Source organism: Gordonia westfalica, assembly GCF_900105725.1.
Classification (GTDB): Bacteria; Actinomycetota; Actinomycetes; order Mycobacteriales; family Mycobacteriaceae; genus Gordonia; species Gordonia westfalica.
The window spans coordinates 3,940,250-3,965,777 of sequence record NZ_FNLM01000034.1 but is presented as its reverse complement, the minus strand read 5'-3'; the positions used below and the strand labels follow the sequence as shown (position 1 = coordinate 3,965,777).

The following is a 25,528-nucleotide window of genomic DNA, read 5'->3' as shown; positions in this document are numbered from 1 at the left end:
GACGAAAACTATTGGGCTGCAGCCCGTTTCGATTTCCAGACGTTCATCTGGTTCATCAATCGTCACTGTGACATTACTTCCGCATCCGCTGGTACCGAGAATCTCGCGGCTGAATTCACTTCTTCGTGTTGATGAACTCGACGATACGTTCCAAGTCATCAACCGAACCGAATTCCACGACGATCTTCCCCTTCCGCTTCCCTAGACTGACTGTAACCCTGGTGTCCAGGCTGTCGGACAGACTCTCGGCAAGGTCCTGGAGTCCGGGCATCTGCATCGGCTTCCGCCTCGGAGCTGGCTGCTTCGACTCGGCGCCGTCTCCGCGGTTCGCGAGGGTGACCGCTTCTTCGGTGGCCCGCACCGACAGGCCTTCGGCGACGATCCGTGCAGCCAGCGCCTCCTGCGCCTCGCTCCCCGTCTCGAGGGAGAGGAGGGCACGGGCGTGGCCGGCGGAGAGTACGCCCGCCGCGACGCGCCGCTGGACCGGGATGGGCAGCTTCAGAAGGCGGATCATGTTGCTGATGAGCGGACGTGACCGTCCGAGCTTGGTCGCGAGTTGTTCGTGAGTCACACCGAACTCTTCGAGCAGCTGCTGGTACGCCGCTGCCTCTTCCAACGGGTTCAACTGCGCCCGGTGAATGTTCTCGAGCAGCGCGTCCCGCAGCATGTCGCCGTCAGGGGTCTCACGGACGATCGCCGGAATGGCTTCGAGGCCCACTTCCTGGCTCGCACGCCATCGCCGCTCACCCATGACGATCTGATAGGCGACTCCATCGGCCGTCGGCTTCGCCAGTCGTCGTACGACGATGGGCTGCATTAATCCGAATTCTCGGATCGAGTGCACGAGCTCCGACATCTGCTCGTCGTCGAAGACCGTCCGGGGCTGGTTCGGGTTCGGCTGGATCTGCTTCGGCGGAATCTCACGGTAGACGGCGCCGGCCTCTTCGGGACTCAACACATCAGGACTCGGGGTGCCTGCGGGGGAGGCGCCGCCGTCCACTGCAGGGGAGGGGCCCTTACCGATAACGACGTCAGCTGCTGCATTGCCCAGGCGGGGTGCGCCGGTCTGATCCTCGGTGGGGCCGGTTGGGATGAGTGCGGCCAGCCCACGTCCCAGTCCGCCTCGACGTTGCGCAGTGTCCCGTTGACTCATGCCTCTACCTCCACTCGGAACCAGATCCCTGTCGTCTTCATGCCTGGGGGCTTTCCGCGGCACGGAGCGCCAACTCCCGTGCGGCATCGAGGTAGCTCATCGCTCCGCGCGACCCGGGGTCGTATTCGATGATCGTCATCCCGTAGCCAGGTGCCTCGGACACCTTGACGCTGCGGGGAATGATCGTGCCGAGCACCTTGTCGCCGAAGTGGCGTCGGACTTCTTCGGCAACCTGATCGGCGAGCTTGGTCCGGCCGTCGTACATCGTGAGGACGATCGTGGACACATGCAGCCCGCGGTTCAGATGCGCCTGAACCAGCTCGATATTCCGGAGGAGCTGTCCGACACCCTCGAGGGCGTAGTACTCGCACTGGATGGGAATGAGGACCTCGCGGGCCGCAACCATCGCGTTGACGGTCAGCAGGCCGAGTGACGGCGGGCAATCGATGAACACGTAGTCGATCCCGTACTCGGCGAGCACCTCGTCGGAGAGTGCGTTGCGTAGACGGTTCTCGCGCGCGACCAACGAGACGAGTTCGATCTCGGCGCCGGCCAGGTCGAGCGTCGCCGGTACGCAGAACAGTCCCTGCTGGCTCGGCGACTCCTGGATCGCCTCCTTGAGGGTCGCCTCGCCGAGAAGAAGTTCATAGACGGATGCGATGTTCTCGGCACGGTGATCGATCCCGAGGGCCGTACTAGCGTTGCCCTGTGGGTCCAGGTCGACGACGAGAACACGCAACCCGTGCAAGGCCAGACCGGCGGCCATGTTGACGGCAGTGGTGGTCTTACCGACGCCGCCCTTCTGGTTCGCGACCGTCATGATCCGCGTGTGCTGCGGACGGGGGAGTTGGCCGGCGCCGCCAGGGGTCAGGACCTGACTCGCGCGCTCCGCAGCCATCGCTATGGGGGTGTCGGCGTATGGTCCGCCCGCGACGGGCGGGGCTCCAGCGGCCGGCGTTTCACGTGAAACGTTCGGGTCTTGATCGACCACGCGGGCACTCCTTTGACCTACCTGGTAGGCGTTCGAGTTGTCGGTTCCGGGCGACGTGGCCCCGGTTCCAACAGATGCAGAATCGTCAACGGCAGCGCGCTGAGACGCGCCGCCAGAACGCTTCCTATTCTGCGCCTTACGCGGACTCCATACCAATTCAGAACTCCCTCTGTATGACACCGTCGGCACAATCAGCCGTCCCGGCGCGATCGATGCGGCCGATACTCATCGGCGTCGCGAACTTTTCGTTCGGGACCGCTCCGCCTTGGTTCCCACGACGACGGTCGTCGGGGTCTCCAAAATCTCCCCGCACGTGACAACGCGGAGTTCACTGATCCCCGAACGTCCGACGACGGCGCGGTCGCGTTCGATCTCTTCGGCCGCCGACGATCCCTTGATCGCAATCATCCGACCGCTCGCGCGAACCAGGGGAGCGGACCACTTGGCGAGTCGCTCAAGGGGGCGACCGCACGAGACGTCACCACATCCGCGAGCCCGACGGCTGCGCGCACGGCCTTCTCCTCAGCACGACCGCGAACCACTGTCACGTTCTCCAGCCCCAAGGACTCCACCGCCCTCTCGAGAAAGGTGCTTCGACGAAGCAGAGGCTCGATGAGTGTGATGGACAGATCAGGCCGCGCGATCGCCAACGGCAGGCCCGGGAGTCCGGCTCCGCTGCCTACGTCGAAAACACGCTCGTCCTTCTCGATCAGCTCGCCGATCACCGCACAGTTGAGGATGTGTCGGTCCCAGAGCCGGGGCACTTCGCGCGGCCCCATGAGCCCGTGATCGATTCCGTCGGTCGCCAGAATTCGCCAGTAACCCACTGCCACTTCTTCACGGTCACCGAACACCGCGGCAGCGGAGTCGGGTGGTGTCTGCAGGGCATCGAGGTCGGGATGGTCATCGGGTTGAGCGTCTGACGACACTGCGCCTCCGTTTCTAGTCGGTCCTATGACAGTGTTTCACGTGGAACCTCACGCGACTGACGGTCGGTGCACATGTCGACGAATGCGGTCCGTTTCACGTGAAACCACAGTGATGTGATTCGGTCGGAGCGCCGATCATCGCCTGGGGCGGACTATCGAGCAGCACCTAAAGACAGCCAAGGACCGAGCAGCCCGGCGTCGAAGCATCGACCACGACGCGACCGCGCCGGCAGTAAACCGTCGGGGGGTTGCCTCAGCCAGAGGTCGTCGGGGACTGGCCGTTGACTCTGCACCAAGCAATCAGCTCGACGGCGGGATCGCGATCAGCGCCGGCGACATCGAGACGTAGGCGGTCGACTCGCGACCGCCGAACCGTCGGGCCGCCCGAACGCTTCGCAGTACACGCGATTCGTCTCGGCGGCACCCGACGCAACAGCGCCGCCGCCCCAGGCCGACAGACCGGGGGCGGCGGCGGGTCCTGTCGCGCCTCGAAGGGACCAACCAGCAAACCCGCTCCGACATGGGCGGGGACCTGATGCCCGCGTTCCGTCAGTAAGAGTCGCGCTCTTCAGATCAACGATGCTCGTCGGCGATCAATGCGCCAACGGCGATGGATACCGCCGCCCCGGTATCGCTTCGGCCAGGAAGATGTGAAGACGGCTTCTGGGCCTGCATCCGCGATGTGCGTTGAAGGCATTGGAGCGTCGAGCAGTCCTCCATCGCCTTTGCTGTCTGGACCAGGCCCACAGGACCGTCAGTCGCTATTACCCATCAGTGCATCAGTGCCGGTTTGGCCGTAGCCAGCCAACCCACCCATCACCGGCGTTTCACGTGAAACCGCACTGGGGCTAGGGGAGTGACGCGGCTCCTGATTCATTACTTGGTCACGGGGAGTCCGACCGGCCCCGGACAACAGTCAGAATGGCGAAGATGCCGGGCACGAATCGAAGCCCAGATGAAGCCCGGGGTCAGAACACTGTGAACTCACCCCACGCTCGAATGCCGCGATACAGCCTAAACGTAGCGCGCTCGTCCTTGGTGCCGGCGATCCCGCTCGACAACCAGATCACTCGATCGACGCCCAAGGCTTCCATTCCATGCATGGCTGGCGCCAATATGGAACGGCGCGGAACTCCGGTGGGGGAGCGGAGGAGCCTCCGACGCGCACAGCCACGCGCGCATCTGAACCGACACGTGACGAAACGAACCGGATGGCCGAGGGTGCACCGAAACCGGCCGGAATTGTTCGCCAAACCCACCGAAACCAGAGACGTTTCACGTGAAACGACACCTCTGTAATTCTCGGTCATCACACCCAGATGCCGGGCAACGGGGGCAGGGGACTACCCCACAAAACAACTCAGGCCCCGACCATCGGTCAGGGCCTGAGGACAATTCGTAGTCCGCGGAGAGATCTACTCCGGCAGGACCACCACGCGACGCTTGGGCTCGGCGCCTTCGCTCTCGCTCACGACACCGTCGACGCCGGCGACCGCGTCGTGGACGATCTTCCGCTCGAACGGGGTCATCGGATCCAGCGCCTCACGCTCGCCCGACTTGAGCACGCGCTCGGCAACCTCGCGGCCGAGACGTGCCAGACGGTCACGGCGATCGGCCCGCCACCGCGCGACGTCGAGCATCAGCCGGCTGCGCTCGCCCGTCGCCTGCTGGACGGCGAGACGGGTCAGCTCCTGGAGTGCGTCGAGAACTTCGCCCTTGCGGCCGACGAGCTTGGTCAGATCGTCGCCACCGTCGATGCTCACGACAGCCCGGTCACCGTCGACGTCCAGATCGATGTCACCGTCGAAGTCGAGGACGTCGAGCAACTGCTCGAGGTAGTCGCCCGCGATCTCGCCTTCTTCGACGAGGCGATCTTCGTCGTCCTCGTCATCATCTTCATCGTCGTCCTGGTCGTCGGCGACGTCCTCAGCGGACTCCTCGACGGCGTCGGTGTCGGCGACGTTCTCGGCACCGGTCGATTCAGTGGTGTCGGTCTGGTCTTCGGTCGAGGCCTTGGCGTGGTCCTGCGCCTCGGTCTCCGAACCGGTTTGAGTTGCAGTCTCTGCTGTCATCTCATTCACCTAACTCTGTGCTTCTTCGTACAAGTCTTGTGCGGTCATCGTTTGCCGCCACCGCGCTTTCCACCGCGCTTGGCGGTGGACTTCCCGCCCCGGTTGGGGGGTTGCTTCTTGGAACCCGGAGCCGCGCCGGCGCCTGAGCGCGTCGGCTTCTGTCCGGGTTTCGGCTTTGCACCCGCACCGGAGTCGGCCGCGGTCGACTCGCCGGGGGAGGAGGTCTCAGAGGTCTCGGACGCGCCGTCGGTCGAGTTCGCCTTGGTCAGGGACACACCTGCGGAGCCCGAGTCGGCGGCAGCCGCGTTGCGCTTCTTGCGGTCCGGCCGGGCGCCCGGCTTGGGAGCGTTCGCCTTCAGCTTCTCCTGCTTGAGGCGCTTGGCCTCTTCCTCTTCCTTGGCGATCTTGCCGAACACCAGGTGCTGCTGACCGTAGGTCCAGATGTTGTTGCTCATCCAGTAGAGGAGGATCGCGACGGGGAAGAACGGGCCGGTGACCAGGATGCCGATCGGGAAGATGTACAGCGCGAGGTTGTTCATCATCCGCGTCTGCGGGTTCTCGAGAGCAGCCTCGGGCTGGCGCTGCACCGATGCCCGCGAGTTCATGTGCGTCGCGATGGACGCGACGATCATCATCGGAACGACGACGTAGGCGATCTGCGGACGCGTGAAGTCGATGGGGGCGCCCGGCTCGACGAAGGCCTGGAACTCAGTGGCGGGTTCGACGAGGTACGACGACAGCGGCACGCCGAACAGACGTGCGTCGAGGAAGTTCTGCACCTGTTCGGCACTGAACACGTAGTTGCCCTGCGAGCGGGTCTCGGCGGCACTCATGCCGAGCTGGCCCATGCCGGTGCCCATACGGTTGAACGAACGAAGCACGTGGAACAGACCGATGAACACCGGGATCTGCAGAAGCATCGGGAGGCAGCCCAGCAGTGGGTTGAACCCGTGCTCCTTCTGGAGCTTCTGCATCTCCTCGGTCATCTTGACCCGGTCCTTGGCGTACTTCTTCCGGATCGCCTGGAGCTGTGGGTTGATCTCCTGCATCTTCTTCGTGGTGCGGATCTGCTTCACGAAGGGCTTGTAGAGAATCGCGCGCAGGGTGAAAACGAGGAACACCACGGACATTGCCCAGGCGATGCCGTCGCCGCCGGGACTGGCGGGAGTGACATGGCTGAAGAGCCAATGCCAGACCCACATGATCCCGGACACCGGGTAGTAGATGAAGTCGAGCACGGGTCAGGTACCCCTCACTTGTTGTTCTCTAGGTGGAATCGTTCCGCCGGGACGGTGGCTGATGGGTCCGGCCACTGTGAGCAGAGTGCTGCCCGCCGGAGAGTTCTCGGATCCAGCTGCAGAGATCACTCCACAGCTCGCGGGGGCCCTTCTCTGGAACCGGGTCGTATCCGGGCTTGTGCCACGGTCCGCACTTGAGCAGTCGGACAATCGCGAGCAGCGAGCCGTACAGAAAACCGTGACGTTCGAGGGCTTCCACCGCGTAACCCGAGCAGGTCGGCTCGAACCGGCACGTCGGTAGGCGCAAGGGCGAAACCCATGTGCGGTAGAGCTCGATGAGAAAGATGACCGTGCGCCGAGGGAGCCGATGGACTCCACGGCGCAGGCGAGCCATGACGGTGAGCTGATCGTCCGCGAGCGCGGGCGAGTCGGTCCGGGTGTTCGGCGCCGACGATGACGGGGTGGGGGCGTGGTCCCGAGTAGGGGAGGCGACCACTCCGGCGTCATCCAGCTCGGCGTCGATCATCGTCCGACACCCGCCCCGCTCGGTGTCGCCGCGGAATGCGCCAGCTCGGCGATCCGACGGCTTGTGAAGGCTGCCCGCAGTTGATCGGCCAGTTCATCACTGGTCCGGTCCGCGGCACCGCGCCGGGCGCGGATGACCACGAATGTCTCGACGGCCGGGCAGAGATGCCTCGATGATGCAAACGCGGCCCGCAGCCGTCTGGCGACGGCATGACGGGCCACGGCGTTGCCCACGGATTTGCTCACGACGAGGCCAAGCCAGGGTCCACCTGTCATGGCGACGTCGCGTCGTAACCCGGTGGGATCCGGCCACTGCGGGCCGACCGGAGCCAGGTGTACGGAGAAATCACGAGCATTCACCCGCGCACCGGACTTGAGGGTGCGTGAGAAGTCGGATCCACGAGAGATCCGATGAGAAGACGCAGTCATCGATCAGCTGACCGGACCCGAAGGATCCGGTGGATAGCCGACGATCAGGCGGTGAGCTTCGCGCGGCCCTTGGTACGACGGCTGCTGACGATCGCACGGCCGGCGCGGGTCCGCATACGCAGACGGAAGCCGTGCACGCGCGAACGACGACGGTTGTTCGGCTGGAAAGTACGCTTGCCCTTGGCCACGGTGACTCCTTGTGCTCCCTGTGGGCACGCCGGTTACCCGTGCGTGACCCACATGTTGTGGTTGGTCGTTGATCCAGGACGGTGCCGAACTCGTGTCGGTGATGAACTCGGCGAACATGACAAAACGTAAAACGCCGCGCAAATCCGCAACCTGGATGACCAGTCGAGACTACTGACAGCGCGCGCTCAAATCAAACGCGGCCGTCGGACCGGCCGAACAGTCTCTCACCAGGTGTGTTCTGGAGCACTCGGATAGTGACAATCAGTCCGAACGAGTCAATTGTCCCGATCGCTTTGTACCCCGCCGAGACCTCTGTTACGTTCTGTCACAGCGTCGGCCGCGAGCCCCCGCCGGGACACCACGAATCGTCCCCGGGAACCGAAGGTACCGACCAAAGTCCCAAGTTCGTCATCACCGTTGTACACAGGTGTGGATAACTCTGTGGAGAGATGCGGTTGATGACGTGGGTGCCCCGGTCCCTGTCAACGCTGGTAGTTTTCCGGGTCAGGAGGCCAGCCCCGTGACTTCAGACCGCGACACATTCGGTGAGGTGTGGCAACAGGTCGTCGCCGAACTCAACGACGACGAAGCCGCACGTGACCACGAACCACTGACCCGCCAGCAGAAGGCGTGGCTGTCACTGGTCCGTCCCCTCACACTCACCGAGGGCTTCGCCCTTCTCACCGTGCCGACCGCTCTGGTCCAGGAACAGATCGAGCGGAATCTGCGCGAGACCATCCGGTCGGTCCTCAGCCGTCATCTCAACGAGCCGGTCGATCTCGGTGTCCGCATCCAGACGCCCCGCAACGACGAACCGGCCCCGGAGCCGGCAGCACCCGATCCCCGCACCGTGAACGGCACAGGCGCGGTCGACTACTCCCCGGTCCCGGGTGCGGCCATCGGTGCCGGATACCCGGCGACGCCCGGACACGGATCCGCGCCGGGTGCCGACACCCAACGCCCCTCGGGCGACTGGGCGTCGTACTTCGCCGAGCGGCCGACCACCACCACGCCGTCGCCGTCGGGCGCAAACCTGAACCCCAAGTACACCTTTGACACTTTCGTCATCGGTGCGTCGAACCGGTTCGCGCATGCATCCGCGGTCGCGGTGTCCGAAGCTCCGGCACGGGCGTACAACCCGCTGTTCATCTGGGGGGAGTCGGGACTGGGTAAGACCCACCTTCTCCATGCGGCCGGGCACTACGCCCAGCGCCTGTTCCCCGGGATGCGCGTGAAGTACGTCTCGACCGAGGAATTCACCAACGACTTCATCAACTCGCTCCGTGACGACCGGCGAGTGGCGTTCAAGCGCCGGTACCGCGACGTCGACGTGCTGCTCGTCGACGACATCCAGTTCCTGGTGGGTAAAGAAGGTATCCAGGAGGAGTTCTTCCACACCTTCAACACCCTCCACAACGCCAGCAAGCAGATCGTCATTTCGTCCGATCGACCGCCGAAACAGCTTGCAACACTTGAAGATCGGCTGCGCACGCGATTCGAGTGGGGACTGATCACCGACGTTCAGCCGCCGGATCTGGAAACCCGGATCGCCATCCTGCGCAAGAAGGCACAGATGGACAACATCGCCGTGCCCGACGACGTCCTCGAACTGATCGCGTCGAAGATCGAACGCAACATCCGCGAGCTCGAGGGTGCGCTGATCCGTGTGACGGCCTTCGCCTCGCTCAACGACGCCGCGCTCGACAAGTCGCTCGCCGATGTGGTGCTGCAGGCACTGCTGCCCAACTCCGGCACCCTGGAGGTCAGCGCCGCCAGCATCCTGGCGATCACCGCCGAGTACTTCGACATCTCGGTCGAGGAACTACGCGGCCCCGGCAAGACCCGGTCCATCGCGCAGGCACGTCAGATCTCGATGTACCTGTGCCGCGAGCTGACCGACCTGTCGTTGCCGAAGATCGGCGAGACGTTCGACCGCGACCACACGACCGTCATGTACGCCGAACGCAAGATCCGCAAGGAGATGGCCGAACGACGCAAGGTCTACGACCACGTCCAGGAACTCACCGCCCGCATCAAGCAGCGTGCGGTGGGCTGACCGGCGTCCTTCTCTTCTCGCTCTCCACGCGCCTCTCGTGCCTCGCACGGGAGGCGCGTTTCGTATGTCAGGGGCGATCTGGGGGCTCTCTGGCCGGATGTGCGGCGGGTTTCGACCCACTCAACTGACAGAGGGCTGCCTGCCGACCGGGTAGCGCCCCCCGAACGAAGTGAGGACGCCGCGTATCGAGGTCGCTCCGACACCCCGTCGGAACCACAACTCTGCTCTCCGGGTCGAGACTCGCGCGCCGTGTTTCCTGTGTTCTCCCGCACTCGACGGGCCGGAGAGAATGACAATTTCCGGCCGTCGCGGGCTGTGGATCGCCTTGGGACAACAGGAGATCAGTTGTGCACCGACGGTGGACGCCGCGCGAACAACAAGTTTTCTCCACAGATTCTTGGGATTCGGCTCAACGACAGTCCACCGGTGATGCACACCCCCGCACCCGCTCCGACTGGCCCGATGCGACGGTTGTCCACAGATTTCACAGTTCCTATTACTGAGATGGATCCTTCCCTATAAAGAAATCTTTTGTAAGAAGGACTGTGCACAAACACCCATCCGGCCCACTGCCGAGCCCGGCCTCCCGGATGGACTGACTTGGCCCCAACCATCCCGGCCTCGGCGGTGGCGTTCTACAGTGGGATTCCCGGAGTGGGACGTGATCGACCATGCCGTCGCTTCGGCTTCGGCATGCCGACCGCACGAGAGAGAAGGGCAACCTCCCAGCATGAAGTTCCGTGTCGCACGTGACGAGTTCGCTGATTCCGTCGCCTGGGTCGCTCGAAGCCTGCCCTCTCGTCCGCCGGTACCCGTTCTGGGCTGCGTGGTGCTCAACGTCGGCGAGACCGGCCTGACGGTCTCGGGATTCGACTACGAGGTCTCGGCCCAGGAGAACCTGGGTGCCGAGGTCGCCGAGCCCGGCCAGGTGCTGGTCTCCGGTCGACTGCTGGCCGACATCACCAAAGCTCTGCCCAACAAGCCCGTCGACGTGACCCTCGACGGTGCACGTGTCGCGATCACCTGCGGTAGCGCCAAGTTCTCCCTGCCGACGATGCCGGTCGAGGACTACCCGCAGCTGCCCGACGTCCCGTCGATCACCGGCACCATCCCGTCGCAGCTGTTCGCCGAGGCGATCTCCCAGGTGGCCGTCGCGGCCGGCAAGGACGACACCCTGCCGATGCTGACCGGTGTGCGCGTGGAGATCGAGGGCAACTCCGTGGTCCTCGCGGCGACCGACCGTTTCCGCCTCGCGGTTCGCGAATTGCAGTGGGAGCCTTCGGACCCCGACACCAAGGGTGCGGTTCTCGTCCCGGCGAAGACGCTCTCGGAGAGCGCCAAGACCGCCGGATCCGAGGGCACCGGCGTCGTCTCGCTGGCCTTCGGCGGCGGCGCGGCCATCGGCTCCGACGGGATCCTGGGCATCCTCGGTGAGACCAAGAAGACCACCACCCGCCTGCTCGACGCGGAGTTCCCCAAGTTCCGCCAGCTGCTGCCGGCCAGCCACACCGCGGTCGCGACGATCGACAGCGCACCGCTGATCGAGGCGATCCGTCGTGTGGCCCTGGTCGCCGAGCGCGGCGCGCAGGTCCGCATGGAGTTCACCGAGGGATCCGTGCTGCTCACCGCCGGCGGCGACGAAGCGGGTAAGGCCGAGGAAGAGCTGCCGGTGTCGTTCCACGGCGAGCCCCTGACCATCGCGTTCAACCCGGGTTACCTCCAGGACGGTCTGTCGGCGATCAACGCCGACAGCGTCGACTTCGGTTTCACCACCCCGAGCCGCCCGGCGGTCCTGCGCCCGGCCAGCGGCGAGGATCCGGTGGCCGACGAGTCCGGCGCCTTCGTCGCCCCCGAGAGTGCGTTCAGCTACCTGCTGATGCCGGTCCGCCTGCCGGGCTGACCCGCACCGCATCACCGCCGATCATCGCGCCGCCGAAGTGTTCGTTCGTGAGCTGCACCTGAGGGATTTCCGCTCGTGGCGGGCCGTCGATCTCGATCTGCGGCCCGGCCCGACGGTTTTCACCGGCCGGAACGGCTTCGGCAAGACGAACCTGCTCGAGGCGCTGTTCTACCTGGCCACCCTGCGGTCGCACCGGGTGGGTTCCGACTCCCCGCTGGTGCACTCCGGATCCGCGTCGGCGCTGGTCACGGCCACCGTCGAGAACGAAGGCCGGGAACTGACCGCGGAGCTGCGGATCAATGCCGAGGGGGCCAACAAGGCGTCGATCAACCAGAGTCCGGCACGACGCTCCCGCGACCTGCTCGGGATCCTGCGGACCGTGCTGTTCGCCCCCGAGGATCTGTCGCTCGTACGAGGGGATCCCAGCGACCGGCGACGCTTCATCGACGAACTCGTCGCGCAGCGCGGTCCCCGGTGGGTCGCCGCGCGTGCCGACTACGACCGGGTGTTGCGACAGCGGTCGGCGCTGCTGAAGACGGCGGCCGCCGCTCTGCGTCGCGGTGGTGACCAGGCCGATTCGGTGATCAGCACCCTCGACGTCTGGGACGGACAGTTGGCCGATCTCGGTGGTCAGGTCACCGCGGCACGGCTGCAGGTGCTGGCCGAACTCGAACCACACTTCACCCGGTCCTATGCGTCGATCGCGCCGCATTCGCGACCGGCGACCCTGAGCTACCGGCCCGCCGGCGGCATCGGGTTCGAGGTCGCGACGGCCGAGTCGATCAGTGAGATCCTCGCCGCGCGACTGGGCGAATTGCGCGACAAGGAGATCGAGCGCGGGATGTGTCTGGCCGGTCCGCACCGCGACGACATCGACATCATCCTCGGCACCGACATCGCGAAAGGCTTTGCCTCCCATGGTGAATCGTGGTCTCTGGCACTGGCCTTGCGGCTCGGATCCGTCGAGCTGACACGTGCCGAGGGCATCGAACCGGTCATCATGCTCGACGACGTGTTCGCCGAACTCGATGCCAAACGGCGCAAGAAACTCGTGGAGTTCACCGCCGGTGCCGAGCAGTTGCTCATCACCGCCGCCGTTGCCGACGACATCCCGGGGGAGATCGGCGGCCGCCGGATCTTCGTCGACGTCGTCGACGATGAAGACGGGCGTCGATCCACGGTCATCGGTGACGAGGCGGACGGTCGAACTCAGCCAGGGGGCACACGGCTCGGGGGGTCACAGCTCCCGCAGGTAGATGAATCGGTGAGCGGGGTATCCGATGAGTGACGAAGCCCACCCGCCGACTCAGGCGGGAGCCGGCGAACCGGCGAACCGGCCGATCGAGCCGGGTGAACTCGGGGGATACGAGCGCGCCCGGAAGGCTCTCGAAGAGGCTCGGGCCGCGGCACGCGCGGCGGGCAAGTCGGTGGGGCGTGGTCGTGCGTCGCCGACCCGCCGGACACCCCGCGCCGCCCAGAGCCGTCGGCGCTGGTCCGGTTCGGGTCCCGATGCGCGGGATCCGCAGCCGTTCGGTCGTCTCGTCGGTGGTCTGGCGAAGGATCGCGGCTGGCAGGAGAAGATCGGCGAGGGCACCCTGTTCGGCATGTGGGACCAGATCGTGGGTGCCGACATCGCCGCTCACGCGAAGCCGATCGAGTTGCGCGACAACATACTTCATGTTCAGGCCGAGTCCACCGCATGGGCGACGCAGTTGCGGTATGTGCAGGCGCAGATCCTCGCGAAGATTGCGGCCGCCGTCGGTGACGGCGTGGTGAAGTCCCTGCGCATCAGTGGACCGAAGGGCCCGTCGTGGCGAAAAGGCGAGCGACATGTGCGGGGGAGGGGCCCGCGGGACACCTACGGGTAGAGCGGGCGTAGCAGACTCCGGAACAGATTACTAGTCGCTGCGCCCTGTGAGCCGATTTTCCTCCCCAGGCCATGATCGAACCGGGAACTATCCAAAATAATCGATCTGAGGGCCTGTTAGCGGCCCCGGATGCACGTTCCTGGGCAAGTCAGGCAGTACACTGTGAGGAGTTGTCCCGACAGGGGACCACAACGGCAGATCAACCGTCGCCCTCAGGCCAGCCGGGCAAGTCCCGGGCACACCTGCGTGCGCATCGTCCTGCGTGCCCCCTGGTCGAGTAGATCGACGACGGATCCCCGGTCCCCTGGGATCCGTCGATGAGCAGAACAGGAGCGGACGCACCTCGTGGCCGACACCAACGACACCGGACCCAAGAAGAGCAAGAAGAAGCCGTCGGAGTACGGCGCCGACTCGATCAACATCCTCGAAGGTCTGGAAGCCGTCCGCAAACGGCCCGGCATGTACATCGGTTCCACCGGTGAACGAGGCCTGCACCACCTGATCTGGGAGGTCGTCGACAACTCGGTCGACGAGGCGATGGCCGGCTTCGCGAGCCGCGTCGACGTCACGCTCCTCGAGGACGGCGGCGTCCAGGTCGTCGACGACGGTCGTGGCATCCCGGTCGAGAAGCACCGTACGGGCGTGCCGACCGTCGAGGTCGTCATGACCCAGCTGCACGCGGGCGGCAAGTTCGACTCGGACTCCTACGCGGTGTCCGGTGGTCTGCACGGCGTCGGCATCTCGGTCGTCAACGCCCTGTCGACCAAGGTCGAGCTGGAGATCGCGCGCGACGGTCACAACTGGGAGCAGACCTACACCTACGCCAAGCCGGGCGCCCTCGAACAGGGCGACGCCACGCGCAAGACCGGTACGACGGTGCGGTTCTGGCCGGACCCCGAGATCTTCACCGAGACCACCCGGTTCAACGCCGAGACGGTGGCGCGTCGTCTGCAGGAGATGGCCTTCCTCAACAAGGGCCTGACCATCACGCTGACCGATCAGCGTCCGCAGGCCGTCGAACCGCCGGGCGATGCCAACGGCGACGAAGACGCACCCGCGACCGACGTCGCCGAGGTCGTGCAGACGGAGACCGAGAAGGCCCAGGCCGCGGCCAAGCCGAAGACCCGGACCTACCACTACCCGGACGGTCTCGTCGACTACATCAAGCACCTCAACCGCACGAAGCAGTCGATCCACAACACCGTCATCGGGTTCAGCGCCAAGGGCGAGGGACACGAGGTCGAGATCGCGATGCAGTGGAACGCGGGCTACTCGGAGTCGGTGCACACCTTCGCCAACACGATCAACACCCATGAGGGCGGCACCCACGAAGAGGGCTTCCGCGCCGCGCTGACCAGCACGGTCAACAAGTACGCCCTCGAGAAGAAGCTCATCAAGGAGAAGGACGGCAAGCTCACCGGCGACGACATCCGCGAGGGTCTCGCCGCGGTGATCTCGGCGAAGGTCTCCGACCCGCAGTTCGAGGGCCAGACCAAGACCAAGCTCGGCAACACCGAGATCAAGGGCTTCGTCCAGCGCACCTGCAACGAGCACCTCGGTCACTGGTTCGAGGCGAATCCCGCCGAGGCCAAGATCATCATCAAGAAGGCCGCCGACTCCGCCCAGGCCCGCATGGCCGCGCGTCGTGCGCGAGAGATGGTGCGCCGCAAGACCGCAACCGACATCGGCGGTCTCCCCGGCAAGCTCGCCGACTGCCGCAGCAACGACCCCACCAAGTGCGAGGTCTACATCGTGGAGGGCGACTCGGCCGGCGGTAGCGCCAAGTCCGGTCGCGACTCGATGTACCAGGCGATCCTCCCGCTGCGCGGCAAGATCATCAACGTCGAGAAGGCCCGCATCGACCGCGTCCTGAAGAACGCCGAGGTCCAGTCGATCATCACCGCCTTCGGCACCGGCATCCACGACGAGTTCGACATCGCCAAGCTGCGCTATCACAAGATCGTGCTGATGGCCGACGCCGACGTGGACGGCCAGCACATCTCGACGCTGCTGCTGACGCTGCTGTTCCGCTTCATGCGTCCGCTCATCGAGCATGGTCACGTGTTCCTCGCACAGCCGCCGCTGTACAAGCTGAAGTGGCAGAAGTCGGCGCCGGAGTTCGCCTACTCCGACCGCGAACGCGACGGTCTTCTCGAGGCAGGGCGTGCGGCCGGCAAGAAGATCAACACCGACGACGGCATCCAGCGCTACAAGGGTCTCGGCGAGATGAACGCCAAGGAACTGTGGGAGACCACCATGGATCCGGCGGTGCGCGTCCTGCGTCAGGTGACGCTCGACGACGCCGCGGCCGCCGACGAACTGTTCTCCATCCTCATGGGTGAGGACGTCGCCGCACGTCGAAGCTTCATCGCCCGTAACGCGAAAGACGTTCGCTTCCTTGATGTCTGAACGTCACCAGGTCAGCTTCGTGCTGATGCTTCCCCCGCTGGTTGAGGTGCGAGGCGCGCTAGCGCCGAGCCTCGAAACCACTGGCAGAAAGAACTGAAATGACTGACACCACTCTGCCGCCCGCCGACGGTGAAGGCGACCGGATCGAACCCGTCGATCTCGGCCAGGAGATGCAGAAGAGCTACATCGATTACGCGATGAGCGTGATCGTGGGCCGCGCGCTCCCCGAGGTGCGCGACGGTCTCAAGCCGGTGCACCGCCGACTGCTCTACGCATCCTTCGACGCCGGGTTCCGTCCCGACCGCAGCTATGTGAAGTCGGCGAAACCCGTTGCGGAGACGATGGGCAACTACCATCCGCACGGCGACACCGCGATCTACGACGCCCTGGTGCGTCTCGCCCAGCCGTGGTCGATGCGCTACCCGCTCATCGACGGACAGGGTAACTTCGGTTCGCGCGGCAACGACGGCGCGGCCGCCATGCGTTACACCGAGGCCCGCCTCACCCCGCTGGCCATGGAGATGCTCCGTGACATCGGCGAGGAGACAGTCGATTTCACGCCGAACTACGACGGCAAGACCCAGGAGCCGACGGTTCTGCCCGCGCGGATCCCGAACCTGTTGATCAACGGATCCGGCGGTATCGCCGTCGGTATGGCCACCAACATGCCGCCGCACAACCTCAATGAGGTTGCGGATGCGGTGTTCTGGGCGCTCGAGAACCATGATGCCGACGACGAGACCACTCTCGCCGCCTGCATGGAATGCATCAAGGGACCCGACTTCCCCACGGCCGCACTGATCGTCGGCAGCCAGGGCATCAAGGACGCCTACACCACGGGCCGCGGCAGCATCCGCATGCGCAGCGTCGTCGACATCGAGGAGAACAAGGGGACCACCACTCTGGTGGTCACCGAGTTGCCCTACCAGGTCAACCCGGACAACCTGATCCAGTCGATCGCCGAGCAGGTCAACGAAGGAAAGCTCAAGGGCATCAGCCGGATCGAGGACCAGTCCTCGGACCGTGTCGGCATGCGCATCGTCGTCACGCTGCGTCGTGACGCGGTCGCCAAGGTCGTGCTGAACAACCTGTACAAGCACAGCCAGCTCCAGACCAGCTTCGGCGCCAACATGCTGTCGATCGTCGACGGCGTGCCCCGTACCCTGCGTCTCGACCAGATGATCCGCTACTACGTGGCGCATCAGATCGACGTGATCGTGCGCCGCACCCGGTACCGGTTGCGCAAGGCCGAGGAACGCGCGCACATCCTGCGCGGTCTGGTGAAAGCCCTTGACGCACTTGACGAAGTGATCGCGTTGATCCGCCGGTCGGCCAACACCGACACCGCGCGCACCGGCCTGATCGAGCTCCTCGACATCGACGAGATCCAGGCCGACGCCATCCTGGCGATGCAGCTGCGTCGTCTGTCGGCGTTGGAGCGCCAGAAGATCGTCGACGAACTGGCCGAGATCGAGCTGGAGATCGCCGACTACAAGGACATCCTCGACAAGCCGGAGCGTCAGCGCGCCATCGTGCGCGACGAGCTCAAGGAGGTCGTGGAGAAGTACGGCGACGAGCGCCGCACCAGGATCATCGCGGCCGACGGCGACGTCAGCGACGAGGATCTGATCGCCCGCGAGGACGTCGTCGTCACGATCACCGAGACCGGCTACGCCAAGCGCACCAAGACCGACCTCTACCGCAGCCAGCGTCGCGGCGGCAAGGGTGTGCAGGGCGCGGGACTCAAGCAGGACGACATCGTCAAGCACTTCTTCGTGTGCTCGACCCACGATTGGATCCTGTTCTTCACCACCAAGGGTCGCGTCTACCGGGCGAAGGCCTACGAACTGCCCGAGGCCAACCGCACCGCGCGCGGCCAGCACGTCGCCAACCTCCTGGCCTTCCAGCCGGAGGAGCGCATCGCGCAGGTCATCCAGCTCAAGACCTACGAGGACGCGCCGTACCTGGTGCTCGCCACCCGCAACGGTCTGGTGAAGAAGTCCAAGCTCGTCGACTTCGACTCCAACCGCTCCGGCGGCATCGCCGCGATCAACCTGCGCGGTGAGGACGAACTCGTCGGCGCACAGCTGTGCAGCGCCGACGACGATCTGCTGCTCGTGTCGCAGAAGGGTCAGTCGATCCGGTTCCACGCCGACGACGAGACGCTGCGTCCGATGGGTCGTCAGACGTCCGGTGTCCAGGGGATGCGGTTCAACGCCGACGACACCCTGCTGTCGCTCAACGTGGTCAGCGAGGGCACCTACTTGCTCGTCGCGACCTCGGGCGGTTACGCCAAGCGCACCGGGATGGACGACTACCCGGTCCAGGGGCGCGGCGGCAAGGGCGTGCTCACCATCGCCCACGATCGCCGGCGCGGTGAACTCATCGGTGCGCTCATCGTCGACGACGACTCGGAGCTGTACGCGATCACCTCGAACGGTGGCGTCATCCGTACCGCGGCCAAGCAGGTTCGCAAGGCCGGTCGCCAGACCAAGGGTGTGCGTCTGATGAACATCGACGAGGGCACCACCGTCATCGCGATCGCCCGCAACGCCGACGAGCCGGAGGAGACGGACGCCTCGGAGTAGGCGTTAGGGTTGAGAACACGTGCAGCCGAGGAAGTCGGTGACGTCTGGAAAGTGACCCGACGCGTCGATGTCGATCGGCAGTGACGCCAGAGTGAGGGATTGCCTGTGAGCACACCGAACGAGCCGACCCCGGAGCAGAACGGGCGCCCGGCCGGGAGCCCGTCCGGCCCCGGTACGGGCACACCGACCGGTGGGCTGGTGCCGCCGTGGCAGCGGGGACCGGCCGAGGATTCGTCTGGTTCCGCGCCGCCCGAGTCCCGAGGCGGCCCGCCGCCGCGCGGCGTCGTCACCAACAGCGGCACGGCCGCGGCGAGCATGAGCGGTCAGCAGGCTCCCGTCACCAAGCTCGACAATCCTCGGCGGCCGGGTTCGGCCGTGGCGACCGAGGAGCCGGGGTTCGTCGAATCGCCGACGAGCACGATCGACCGGGAGAACCTGCCCGGACAGGATCTGCCCGACCTCGATCAGATCCACCACACCGCCGATCTGAAGCGTCCGCCGGAGGCGCCGGCGCCCGCACCGTCGAAGGCGGTCCCGCGGTCGGCGCCGCGTCAGGTGGGGCCGGGAACGGCTCTGCGTGCCGCGGTGCAACTGCGTCGGATCGACCCGTGGGCGACCTTCAAGATCGCCGCGGTGCTGTCGTTCGTCGGTTTCTTCATCTGGATGATCGCGGTCGCCGTGCTGTACCTGATCTTCGACGGCATGGGCATCTGGGATCAGGTGAACAACAGCTTCGGAACGCTCGTGGCGGACGAATCCAGCTCCGCCGGGGATGTCATCGGGGCGGGCACGGTTTTCGGCGTGGCGGCCCTTCTGGGGGCCGTCAACGCCATCCTGCTGACGGCGCTCGCGACCGTCGGCAGCTACATCTACAACATCTGTGCCGACCTCGTCGGCGGTGCCGAGGTGACACTCGCGGATCTCGACTGAGTCGAGCCCTTGACCAGCCGTTTTGGTTGGTCGGGGATCCGTCGGGTAACCTCACTTCTCGGTTCAAGGGCCTATAGCTCAGGCGGTTAGAGCGCTTCGCTGATAACGAAGAGGTCGGAGGTTCAAGTCCTCCTAGGCCCACTGCGACGGACGTTTCCGGACTTCCGAAATCGCATCCCGTCGACCGATTCCGGTCGGCACGGGGCCTTAGCTCAGTTGGTAGAGCGCTGCCTTTGCAAGGCAGATGTCAGGAGTTCGAATCTCCTAGGCTCCACCACAGCACGAACCAGAAAAGCACCACCGGATCCGGTGGTGCTTTTTGCTTTCGCTCACTATCCCCGTTCCCGCTCACCCGATGACGGTGAGCGGGAACGGGAAATGTGAGCGGGTCATGCACGGACGTACTCGGTGAACGACACCCCGGTCCCGAACTCCCGGCTGCTGACGCGATCGAACCGTCCGGGCGCGTACGTCCCGGGGGTGAACAGCGGGATCCCGTCCCCGAACAGCAGTGGCTGCCGCTTGAGCACCAATCGATCGATCTCGCCGGCCAGCTGCGTCGCCAGCGACCCGCCGCCGCACAGCCAGACGTCCTTGCCGTCGCGGGACTTCAGTTCGCGCACCAGTTCCACGGGGTCGCGGTCGGTGAAGGTCACGCCGTCGACCGGGGCCGGCGGGCGATGGGTGAACACGTACTGGTCGAGATGCCGATAGGGACTCGGTGCGGCCGGCAGCCCGACGGCGTACGTGTTGGCTCCCATGAGGACGGTGTCGAAGCCGCCGCCGCTCTGGTCGATCCCGAGAGCTGCGGCGTGGTCGGTGGGGATCGTGTCGGGGAACCGCTCGTTGATGCCGGCCATGTGATCGCCCTCGACGAGGAAGGCGTCGAACTCTCCGTCCGGCCCCGCGATGTAGCCGTCGAGGCTCACCGCCACGTAGTACACGAGTTCACGCATAGCTCACTCCAATCACTTCAGGTGTAGTGGTTTGCAATGTACAACAGCTGTAGTGGTTCGCGCTATCGTTTTCCGTATGGCCCGAAACGAGGAACGACGACGCGCACTCGCCGACGCGGGACTGACGGTCCTGGCGACGACGGGGGCACGGGGGCTCACCCACCGCGCGGTGGATCGGGAGGCAGGCGTCCCCCAGGGAACGACGACGAACTACTTCCGGAATCGCTCAGCGCTCCTGCAGGGCCTGGTCGAGCGAATCGGCGAGCGACTGGCCCCCAGCGAGGAGTTCATCGCCGAGCGCACCGGCCTGCCACCGAGCCGACAGCTCTTCGGCGAGTACCTGCGCAACATCGTCGAACGCCTCCTCGCCAACCGGGAGGTGACGATCGCCCTGATCGAGCTACGCCTGGAGGGCATCCGACGACCCGAGGTCGCCGAGATCATCGGTGAGTGGCGTCGTACCGGCTTCGCGGGGGACGTGGCCTTCAACGAGCAGGCGGGACTGCCCGGTACGGCACGGGAGATCGCACTGTTCCACTACGCGGTCGACGGGCTGATCCTCGACCAGCTCACCGGACCGCTTCTCCCCGACGAGCGCCTCGACGACATCGTCGACGCTCTCGTCGACGGACTGCTGCCGGCGTGAGTCGGCGCTAGGCCGACTGCTCTGCGAGCTTCTTCACGCGGTGGAGAACCTCGCGTGCCAACTTCTCCGACGACGCCGGATTCTGTCCGGTGAGGAGGTTGCCGTCGGCCTGGGTGTGTACGGTCCACGGCAGGCCGAGGGTCACCTTGAAGCCGGCGTGGGTGAGCCGGTCCTCGAGCAGCCACGGGGCCTTGTCGGCGAGCCCGGCCTGTTGCTCCTCGGCGTTGCCGAAGCACGTCACCGTGCGGCCGGAGAAGACGTTGACTCCGTCCTCGCCGGTGGCGGCCAGCAGGATCGCCGGTCCGTGGCAGACGACGCCGATGGTCTTCTTGGCCTGATCGGCGGCGATGAGCAGCGCGCCGGCGTCGGTGTCGACCGCCAGATCCTCCATCGGTCCGTGCCCGCCGGGTACGAACACCGCGTCGTAGTCGGAGATGTCGACGTCGGACAACGAGATCGGATCCTGCAACTCCGGATCGGTGTCGACCAGGTGCCGCATCTGTGTGGCGCGTTCGGCGGATCCGACGACGTCGGGACTGAGACTGCCCTCGTCGACCGGGGGACGCACGCCGCCGGGCGTCGCGACGGTCACCGCGTATCCGGCCTCCCGGAACACCTCGAGCGGTACGACGGCCTCCTCGGCCCAGAAACCCGTCTTGTGTTTCGACCCGTCGTTCAGCGTCCACGAGTCGGCGCCGGTCATGACGAAGAGAATTGAATGTGTCATCTTGCCCTCCTTCGGTTGGGATGACCCCTCAGCGGGTCAGTCAGTTGAGCCCGGTCAGTTCTGCCGACTTCTCCCACAGCCCGTCGATGAGCCTCTGGTTGTGGGCCTGCCGGTTCTCGAGTCCGTTCGGCTTGTGGCGGCTGAAGTACACGCCGTTGATCGAGGGATCCGCACCGCGTTCGGCGAGTGCGATGAGCGGGGCGGCGCCCTGCTCCGGCGTGATCGTCACGAAACGCGCGATGGGCGAGCGGTAGGCGAGCCCGACCAGCCGCGAGTCGCGGCCGAAACTTGTCGCCGCAGGACCGGGATGCACTGCAGCAGAATAGATCTTGTCGTCGGTCCAGCGTTGCGCGATGCCGCGGGTGAACAGGATGTTCATCAGTTTCGCGGTCCCGTAGGTGCGCCCGCCGAACGCCCGGCGCCTGTCGAAGTCCAGGTCGTCGAGATCGACACTCCCGGCGAGATTGCCGACACTGGCGGTGTTCAGGACCAGCGACGACCCAGCGGCGGCGAGCCGGTCGCGCAGCAGATTGGTCAGCAGGAACGGTGCCAGGTGATTGATCTGGAAGTTGGGCTCGTGCCCGTCTGCGGTCCGCTGAGACGGATTGAACGTTCCGCCGGCGTTGTTCATCAGGACGTCGATGGAGTCGACGCTGCCGGCGATCTGAGCGGCCAGATCACGCACCTGGGACAGATGGGCGAAATCCGCGGTGAACGGCGTCGCCCCGGTCTCGGCGGCGATGGGCGCCAGCTTCTGTGAGGACCTCCCGACGAGGATCAGGTTGGTCGACGGTCCGGCCAGTGCCCGCGCCGCGATGGCACCGATTCCGTCGCTGGCACCCGTCAGGACGATGGTGCGCTGTTCACCGGCCATCAGCGGTCCCCTCCGATCCGCCGACGGCATGGTCCTTCGCCGAATCGGCGTCCGCGGGCGCGGCGTCGTACGTGGCCTTCTCCTCGCGGATGCGCTGCGTCTCGCCGATGGGGGAGTCGTCGGCCGTGGGGAGCACCGAGTCCGGGCCGCCCTGCTCGTCGGGCTGCTCGGGCATGTCGGGATCTGCCTTCAGGTCGTCTCGGGTCGTCGTCCAGTCCGGCTGCTCGTTGTCCGCCATCCCTCCACCATGCCTGAGTATCGGCGATACGTCACCGGTTCAGATGTGGATAGCGACGCCGGAACTTCTCGACCCGGCCTGCCACATCGGGGATGGTCGACACCCCGGTGTAGAACGGATGCGAGTCGCTGGTGACGTCAACGACGATGAGCGGGTACACATTTCCGTCGGACCACGTGATCGTCGTCGACGACGTGGCGGTGGACCCGGTCACGAACTGTCTGCCCGTGGATGCGTCCTGGATGACGACGGGGTGATAGTCGGGATGGATGTTCTTCTTCACGGTGATCTCGCTGTTCGTGGGCGGGTGAGGGTTGTCCGGGCGGTGCTCGTGCGTCAGTGGTCGGAGGAGTCCCCGGTCGCGGGACTGTCGGCCATCGGCGCCTCGATGTCGACGTCGTCACACGGGTCTGCGTGGAACTGGCCGAACGGGTCGTCGAGGGTGTCCCAGAACTCCTGTCCGGCAGCGAGTTCCACATCGTTGACGCAGGCGGCGCGCAAGGCTTCGGTGATGTCGGCCGGATCGCCGCGGTGGAGGAGCACGACCAGCGACGAATGACGGTCCCCGTGGGTGTCGTCCCAGCGCAGCGCGCCGAGGGCGCGACGCTCGGGCGAGACCCGGGCGAGTTCGTCGTCGTCCATGGCGGCCAGCCAGCTGCCGCCCGGTGCGACGCGGAGGCCGCCTCCGGCCGACTCCAGCCACAGGGCCTCATCGGGCTGCGTCGCCAGCCACAGCCGTCCCCGGGCGCAGACCACGCCGTCGAGCAGGGAATCGATCGCGTCGTGCAGGCGGCCCGGATGCATGGGTCGGTCGGTGTGGAACTCCATCCAGGTGACCCCGCAGTCCGGGTCGAGGGAGGGTTCGTCGGCGAGGAGCGGGTCGTGTGGTCCGTCGATTCGTCCGCGCCGCGAGGAGCGCGGGATCGCGGCGCGGAGATGCTCCATGAGCAGGGGAGTGATCGGACGTTCCGGCAACTCGAACATCATCGGCGCCCTCGGTGCCAGGCGCTTGAGTACGGCCGCGAGGCGAGCCGACTCCCAGGCGTCCCGAGCGGCGGCATCACTTCCGGCGATGACGAGGGCGTCCGCGAACGCGACCTGCCCGACGGCGACCTGGGCCAGCGTGCGCTCGTCGTCGGGCGGGACCGGCAGGACCTCGCACAGCGCGAGATCTCCTGTTGCCTGATCGAGCCAGCCATCCTCTGCCACAGCCGCGATCGTGGAATCCACCCGGACGTCGAGAGCCGCAGGCGCCGCGGGTACACCGGGCAGGCCGTCGACGACCACGTGCTCGACCGACCAGGCGATCCGCTCGGGTTCCAGGATCGGGTCGAGGGTGAGAACGATGCGTCGAACCGATGATCGCCGGTGCAGGCGCCGGAGCAGGGGCAACAGATCCTCGCGCAGGGTGCACGACACGCAGCCGTGGGCGAGTTCGATCACGGTGACAGCCTGGCGGCGACGGCCGTCGAGTTCGTGCCAGCTCAGCGTCCGCACCACCTGACCTTCGCCGACCCCGGTCAGATCGTGGTGGACCTGCACAGAGCCGTGCTCGGCGATCAATGCGTCGGCGATCCGCGAGAGTGCGGGCCGGTCGAGGCCGGTCACCAGGATGACCGGCGTTCGGTCGTCGGCCGGGAGGAATCTCATCTGCCCGTCGGCGGCGTTCTGGTCCACCATGTCCACACTCCAGACTATTGGCAATTATTTCCATTTAGGTCGGCTCGACGGTACCGTGACGGCGTCGCTAATGCCAATCATTGTCAATAAGGAGGACGCCATGTCTCGTCGATGCCAAGTCACCGGCCGTGAACCGGGCTTCGGCAAACAGGTCTCGCACTCGCACCGCCGTACGTCTCGGCGCTGGGACCCGAACATCCAGCGCAAGCGGTACTTCGTACCGAGCGAGGGTCGGTTCGTCACGCTTCGTGTGAGCACCAAGGGAATCTCGACCATCGACAGGTACGGGATCGAGTCCGTGCTGCGCACGATGCGCGCACGGGGGGAGAAGATCTGATGGCCCGCAACGAGATCCGGCCCATCATCAAGCTCCGGTCCACGGCCGGAACGGGATACACCTACGTCACCCGCAAGAACCGTCGCAACGATCCGGATCGGATGGTGCTCCGCAAGTACGACCCGATCGCCCGTGCCCACGTCGACTTCAAGGAGGACCGCTGATGGCGAAGAAATCCAAGATCGTCCGCAACGAACAGCGGCGGGAGATCGTGGCGCGGTACGCCGCCCTGCGCGCGGAGCTCAAGCGGGTCATCGCCGCACCGGACTCGACCGGCGCCGAACGCGAGGAGGCCCGGCGTCGGCTCCACGGGCTCCCGCGCGACTCGAGTCCGACCCGGTTGCGGAACCGCGACGCCGTTGACGGCCGGCCCCGCGGCCACATCGGGAAAGCGGGGCTGTCGCGGGTGCGGTTCCGCGAACTCGCGCATCGTGGCGAGCTACCCGGCATCCGCAAGTCCAGCTGGTGAACGACGATCACAGGAGATAGCTCATGGCACGCAGAGCACGTCGCGAGGACGAACGTCCCGCCCGCAAGAAGAACCAGCTGGTAGCGCTCGGGGTTCGCGTGGACGGCCGGAACCCGGTGGACTACAAGGACATCGGGCTACTCCGGCAGTTCCTCAGCGACAAGGGACGGATCCGGAGTCGCCGGCTCACCGGTCTGACGCCCCAGCAACAACGCCAGGTCGCGACCGCGATCCGCAACGCGCGGGAGATGGCGTTGCTGCCCTACAACTCTCGCTGAAGCAGGGACACAACACATCGCCGCCCCCGGTTCGGTTCGAACCGGG

The 25,528-nt window shown here is 65.8% G+C and carries 25 protein-coding genes, 2 tRNA genes and 1 pseudogene; 14 read left to right on the top strand and 14 right to left on the bottom strand.

The genetic code is table 11. The annotated features are described in order from the left end of the window. Positions 1-115: 115 nt before the first annotated feature. The 8 genes and pseudogenes from BLU62_RS23645 to rpmH all read right to left on the bottom strand — a co-directional run bounded on the left by BLU62_RS23645 (position 116) and on the right by rpmH (position 7,525). Positions 116-1,153: a ParB/RepB/Spo0J family partition protein gene (locus BLU62_RS23645; protein ID WP_074852319.1), complete on the bottom strand. Its 1,038-nt coding sequence runs from the start codon at positions 1,151-1,153 to the stop codon at positions 116-118. Positions 1,154-1,190: 37 nt separating this feature from the next. Further along, positions 1,191-2,144, bottom strand: coding sequence for a ParA family protein (locus BLU62_RS23640; RefSeq protein WP_074852318.1), 954 nt, complete (start codon positions 2,142-2,144; stop codon positions 1,191-1,193). 225 nt (positions 2,145-2,369) lie between these two features. Next, positions 2,370-3,073 (bottom strand): annotated as a pseudogene (gene rsmG, locus BLU62_RS23635) (16S rRNA (guanine(527)-N(7))-methyltransferase RsmG). 1,415 nt (positions 3,074-4,488) lie between these two features. Beyond that, complete coding sequence (locus BLU62_RS23630) at positions 4,489-5,145, bottom strand: Jag family protein (protein WP_074852317.1); 657 nt, start codon at positions 5,143-5,145, stop codon at positions 4,489-4,491. Positions 5,146-5,189: 44 nt separating this feature from the next. Next, positions 5,190-6,383, bottom strand: coding sequence for a membrane protein insertase YidC (gene yidC / locus BLU62_RS23625; protein ID WP_074852316.1), 1,194 nt, complete (start codon positions 6,381-6,383; stop codon positions 5,190-5,192). A 28-nt stretch (positions 6,384-6,411) separates the two neighbouring features. Beyond that, a complete protein-coding gene (gene yidD / locus BLU62_RS23620; RefSeq protein WP_074852315.1) occupies positions 6,412-6,909 on the bottom strand; it encodes a membrane protein insertion efficiency factor YidD in 498 nt (165 codons plus the stop codon). Beyond that, positions 6,906-7,337 carry a ribonuclease P protein component gene (gene rnpA / locus BLU62_RS23615; RefSeq protein ID WP_074852314.1) on the bottom strand — a complete coding sequence of 144 codons (432 nt, stop codon included), beginning with the start codon at positions 7,335-7,337 and terminating at the stop codon, positions 6,906-6,908. Before rnpA ends, yidD begins: the two co-directional genes overlap by 4 nt. Positions 7,338-7,381: 44 nt before the next feature. Beyond that, positions 7,382-7,525 carry a 50S ribosomal protein L34 gene (rpmH, locus tag BLU62_RS23610; protein WP_006437507.1) on the bottom strand — a complete coding sequence of 48 codons (144 nt, stop codon included), beginning with the start codon at positions 7,523-7,525 and terminating at the stop codon, positions 7,382-7,384. Positions 7,526-8,046: 521 nt separating this feature from the next. Between rpmH and dnaA the strand changes: the two genes are divergently transcribed. The 9 genes from dnaA (at position 8,047) to BLU62_RS23565 (ending at position 19,554) form a co-directional block, all read left to right on the top strand. After that, positions 8,047-9,582 (top strand): chromosomal replication initiator protein DnaA, encoded by a 1,536-nt coding sequence (gene dnaA / locus BLU62_RS23605; protein WP_074852313.1) that lies wholly within the window; start codon positions 8,047-8,049, stop codon positions 9,580-9,582. A 730-nt stretch (positions 9,583-10,312) separates the two neighbouring features. Next, positions 10,313-11,482: a DNA polymerase III subunit beta gene (dnaN, locus tag BLU62_RS23600; protein WP_074852312.1), complete on the top strand. Its 1,170-nt coding sequence runs from the start codon at positions 10,313-10,315 to the stop codon at positions 11,480-11,482. Positions 11,483-11,519: 37 nt separating this feature from the next. Next, positions 11,520-12,770: a DNA replication/repair protein RecF gene (gene recF, locus BLU62_RS23595; protein WP_074852311.1), complete on the top strand. Its 1,251-nt coding sequence runs from the start codon at positions 11,520-11,522 to the stop codon at positions 12,768-12,770. After that, positions 12,763-13,350 carry a DUF721 family protein gene (locus BLU62_RS23590; RefSeq protein WP_074852310.1) on the top strand — a complete coding sequence of 196 codons (588 nt, stop codon included), beginning with the start codon at positions 12,763-12,765 and terminating at the stop codon, positions 13,348-13,350. Before recF ends, BLU62_RS23590 begins: the two co-directional genes overlap by 8 nt. A gap of 345 nt (positions 13,351-13,695) precedes the next feature. Then, positions 13,696-15,759, top strand: a complete 2,064-nt coding sequence (gene gyrB, locus BLU62_RS23585; protein ID WP_074852309.1) for a DNA topoisomerase (ATP-hydrolyzing) subunit B — start codon at positions 13,696-13,698, stop codon at positions 15,757-15,759. 98 nt (positions 15,760-15,857) lie between these two features. Further along, positions 15,858-18,347, top strand: a complete 2,490-nt coding sequence (gyrA, locus tag BLU62_RS23580) for a DNA gyrase subunit A (RefSeq protein WP_074852308.1) — start codon at positions 15,858-15,860, stop codon at positions 18,345-18,347. 105 nt (positions 18,348-18,452) lie between these two features. Continuing rightward, positions 18,453-19,277: a DUF3566 domain-containing protein gene (locus BLU62_RS23575; protein ID WP_074852307.1), complete on the top strand. Its 825-nt coding sequence runs from the start codon at positions 18,453-18,455 to the stop codon at positions 19,275-19,277. A 67-nt stretch (positions 19,278-19,344) separates the two neighbouring features. Continuing rightward, a tRNA-Ile gene (locus tag BLU62_RS23570) sits at positions 19,345-19,418 on the top strand. 60 nt (positions 19,419-19,478) lie between these two features. Beyond that, positions 19,479-19,554: transfer RNA gene (locus BLU62_RS23565), tRNA-Ala, on the top strand. A 112-nt stretch (positions 19,555-19,666) separates the two neighbouring features. Here BLU62_RS23565 and BLU62_RS23560 read toward each other — a convergent pair. Continuing rightward, a complete protein-coding gene (locus BLU62_RS23560) occupies positions 19,667-20,233 on the bottom strand; it encodes a dihydrofolate reductase family protein (protein WP_074852306.1) in 567 nt (188 codons plus the stop codon). Between the two features lie 76 nt (positions 20,234-20,309). On the opposite strand from BLU62_RS23560, the gene BLU62_RS23555 reads away from it, so the two are divergent. Beyond that, positions 20,310-20,879, top strand: a complete 570-nt coding sequence (locus BLU62_RS23555) for a TetR/AcrR family transcriptional regulator (RefSeq protein WP_074852305.1) — start codon at positions 20,310-20,312, stop codon at positions 20,877-20,879. Positions 20,880-20,886: 7 nt separating this feature from the next. On the opposite strand, the gene BLU62_RS23550 is transcribed toward BLU62_RS23555, so the two are convergent. From BLU62_RS23550 to mrf, 5 genes are read right to left on the bottom strand one after another with little or no spacing between them, the layout of a single operon-like run. Further along, a complete protein-coding gene (locus BLU62_RS23550) occupies positions 20,887-21,606 on the bottom strand; it encodes a type 1 glutamine amidotransferase domain-containing protein (RefSeq protein WP_074852304.1) in 720 nt (239 codons plus the stop codon). Positions 21,607-21,646: 40 nt separating this feature from the next. After that, the gene (locus BLU62_RS23545) at positions 21,647-22,480 is read right to left on the bottom strand and encodes an SDR family NAD(P)-dependent oxidoreductase (protein WP_074852303.1); all 834 of its coding nucleotides are present in this window, start codon (positions 22,478-22,480) and stop codon (positions 21,647-21,649) included. Continuing rightward, positions 22,470-22,718 (bottom strand): hypothetical protein, encoded by a 249-nt coding sequence (locus BLU62_RS23540; RefSeq protein ID WP_074852302.1) that lies wholly within the window; start codon positions 22,716-22,718, stop codon positions 22,470-22,472. Before BLU62_RS23540 ends, BLU62_RS23545 begins: the two co-directional genes overlap by 11 nt. Positions 22,719-22,749: 31 nt before the next feature. Further along, the gene (locus BLU62_RS23535; RefSeq protein WP_074852301.1) at positions 22,750-23,001 is read right to left on the bottom strand and encodes a type B 50S ribosomal protein L31; all 252 of its coding nucleotides are present in this window, start codon (positions 22,999-23,001) and stop codon (positions 22,750-22,752) included. Between the two features lie 53 nt (positions 23,002-23,054). After that, the gene (gene mrf / locus BLU62_RS23530) at positions 23,055-24,398 is read right to left on the bottom strand and encodes a ribosome hibernation factor-recruiting GTPase MRF (RefSeq protein WP_074852300.1); all 1,344 of its coding nucleotides are present in this window, start codon (positions 24,396-24,398) and stop codon (positions 23,055-23,057) included. 100 nt (positions 24,399-24,498) lie between these two features. On the opposite strand from mrf, the gene rpmB reads away from it, so the two are divergent. The 4 genes from rpmB to rpsR are packed head-to-tail and all read left to right on the top strand — an operon-like array spanning position 24,499 to position 25,482. Next, on the top strand, positions 24,499-24,735 hold the full coding sequence (rpmB, locus tag BLU62_RS23525; protein ID WP_074852299.1) for a 50S ribosomal protein L28: 237 nt from the start codon (positions 24,499-24,501) through the stop codon (positions 24,733-24,735). Next, complete coding sequence (rpmG, locus tag BLU62_RS23520) at positions 24,735-24,899, top strand: 50S ribosomal protein L33 (protein ID WP_074852298.1); 165 nt, start codon at positions 24,735-24,737, stop codon at positions 24,897-24,899. The genes rpmB and rpmG overlap by 1 nt, the downstream gene beginning before the upstream one ends. Continuing rightward, complete coding sequence (gene rpsN, locus BLU62_RS23515) at positions 24,899-25,204, top strand: 30S ribosomal protein S14 (protein ID WP_074852297.1); 306 nt, start codon at positions 24,899-24,901, stop codon at positions 25,202-25,204. The genes rpmG and rpsN overlap by 1 nt, the downstream gene beginning before the upstream one ends. A gap of 23 nt (positions 25,205-25,227) precedes the next feature. Beyond that, on the top strand, positions 25,228-25,482 hold the full coding sequence (rpsR, locus tag BLU62_RS23510; protein WP_074852296.1) for a 30S ribosomal protein S18: 255 nt from the start codon (positions 25,228-25,230) through the stop codon (positions 25,480-25,482). Positions 25,483-25,528: the final 46 nt, after the last annotated feature.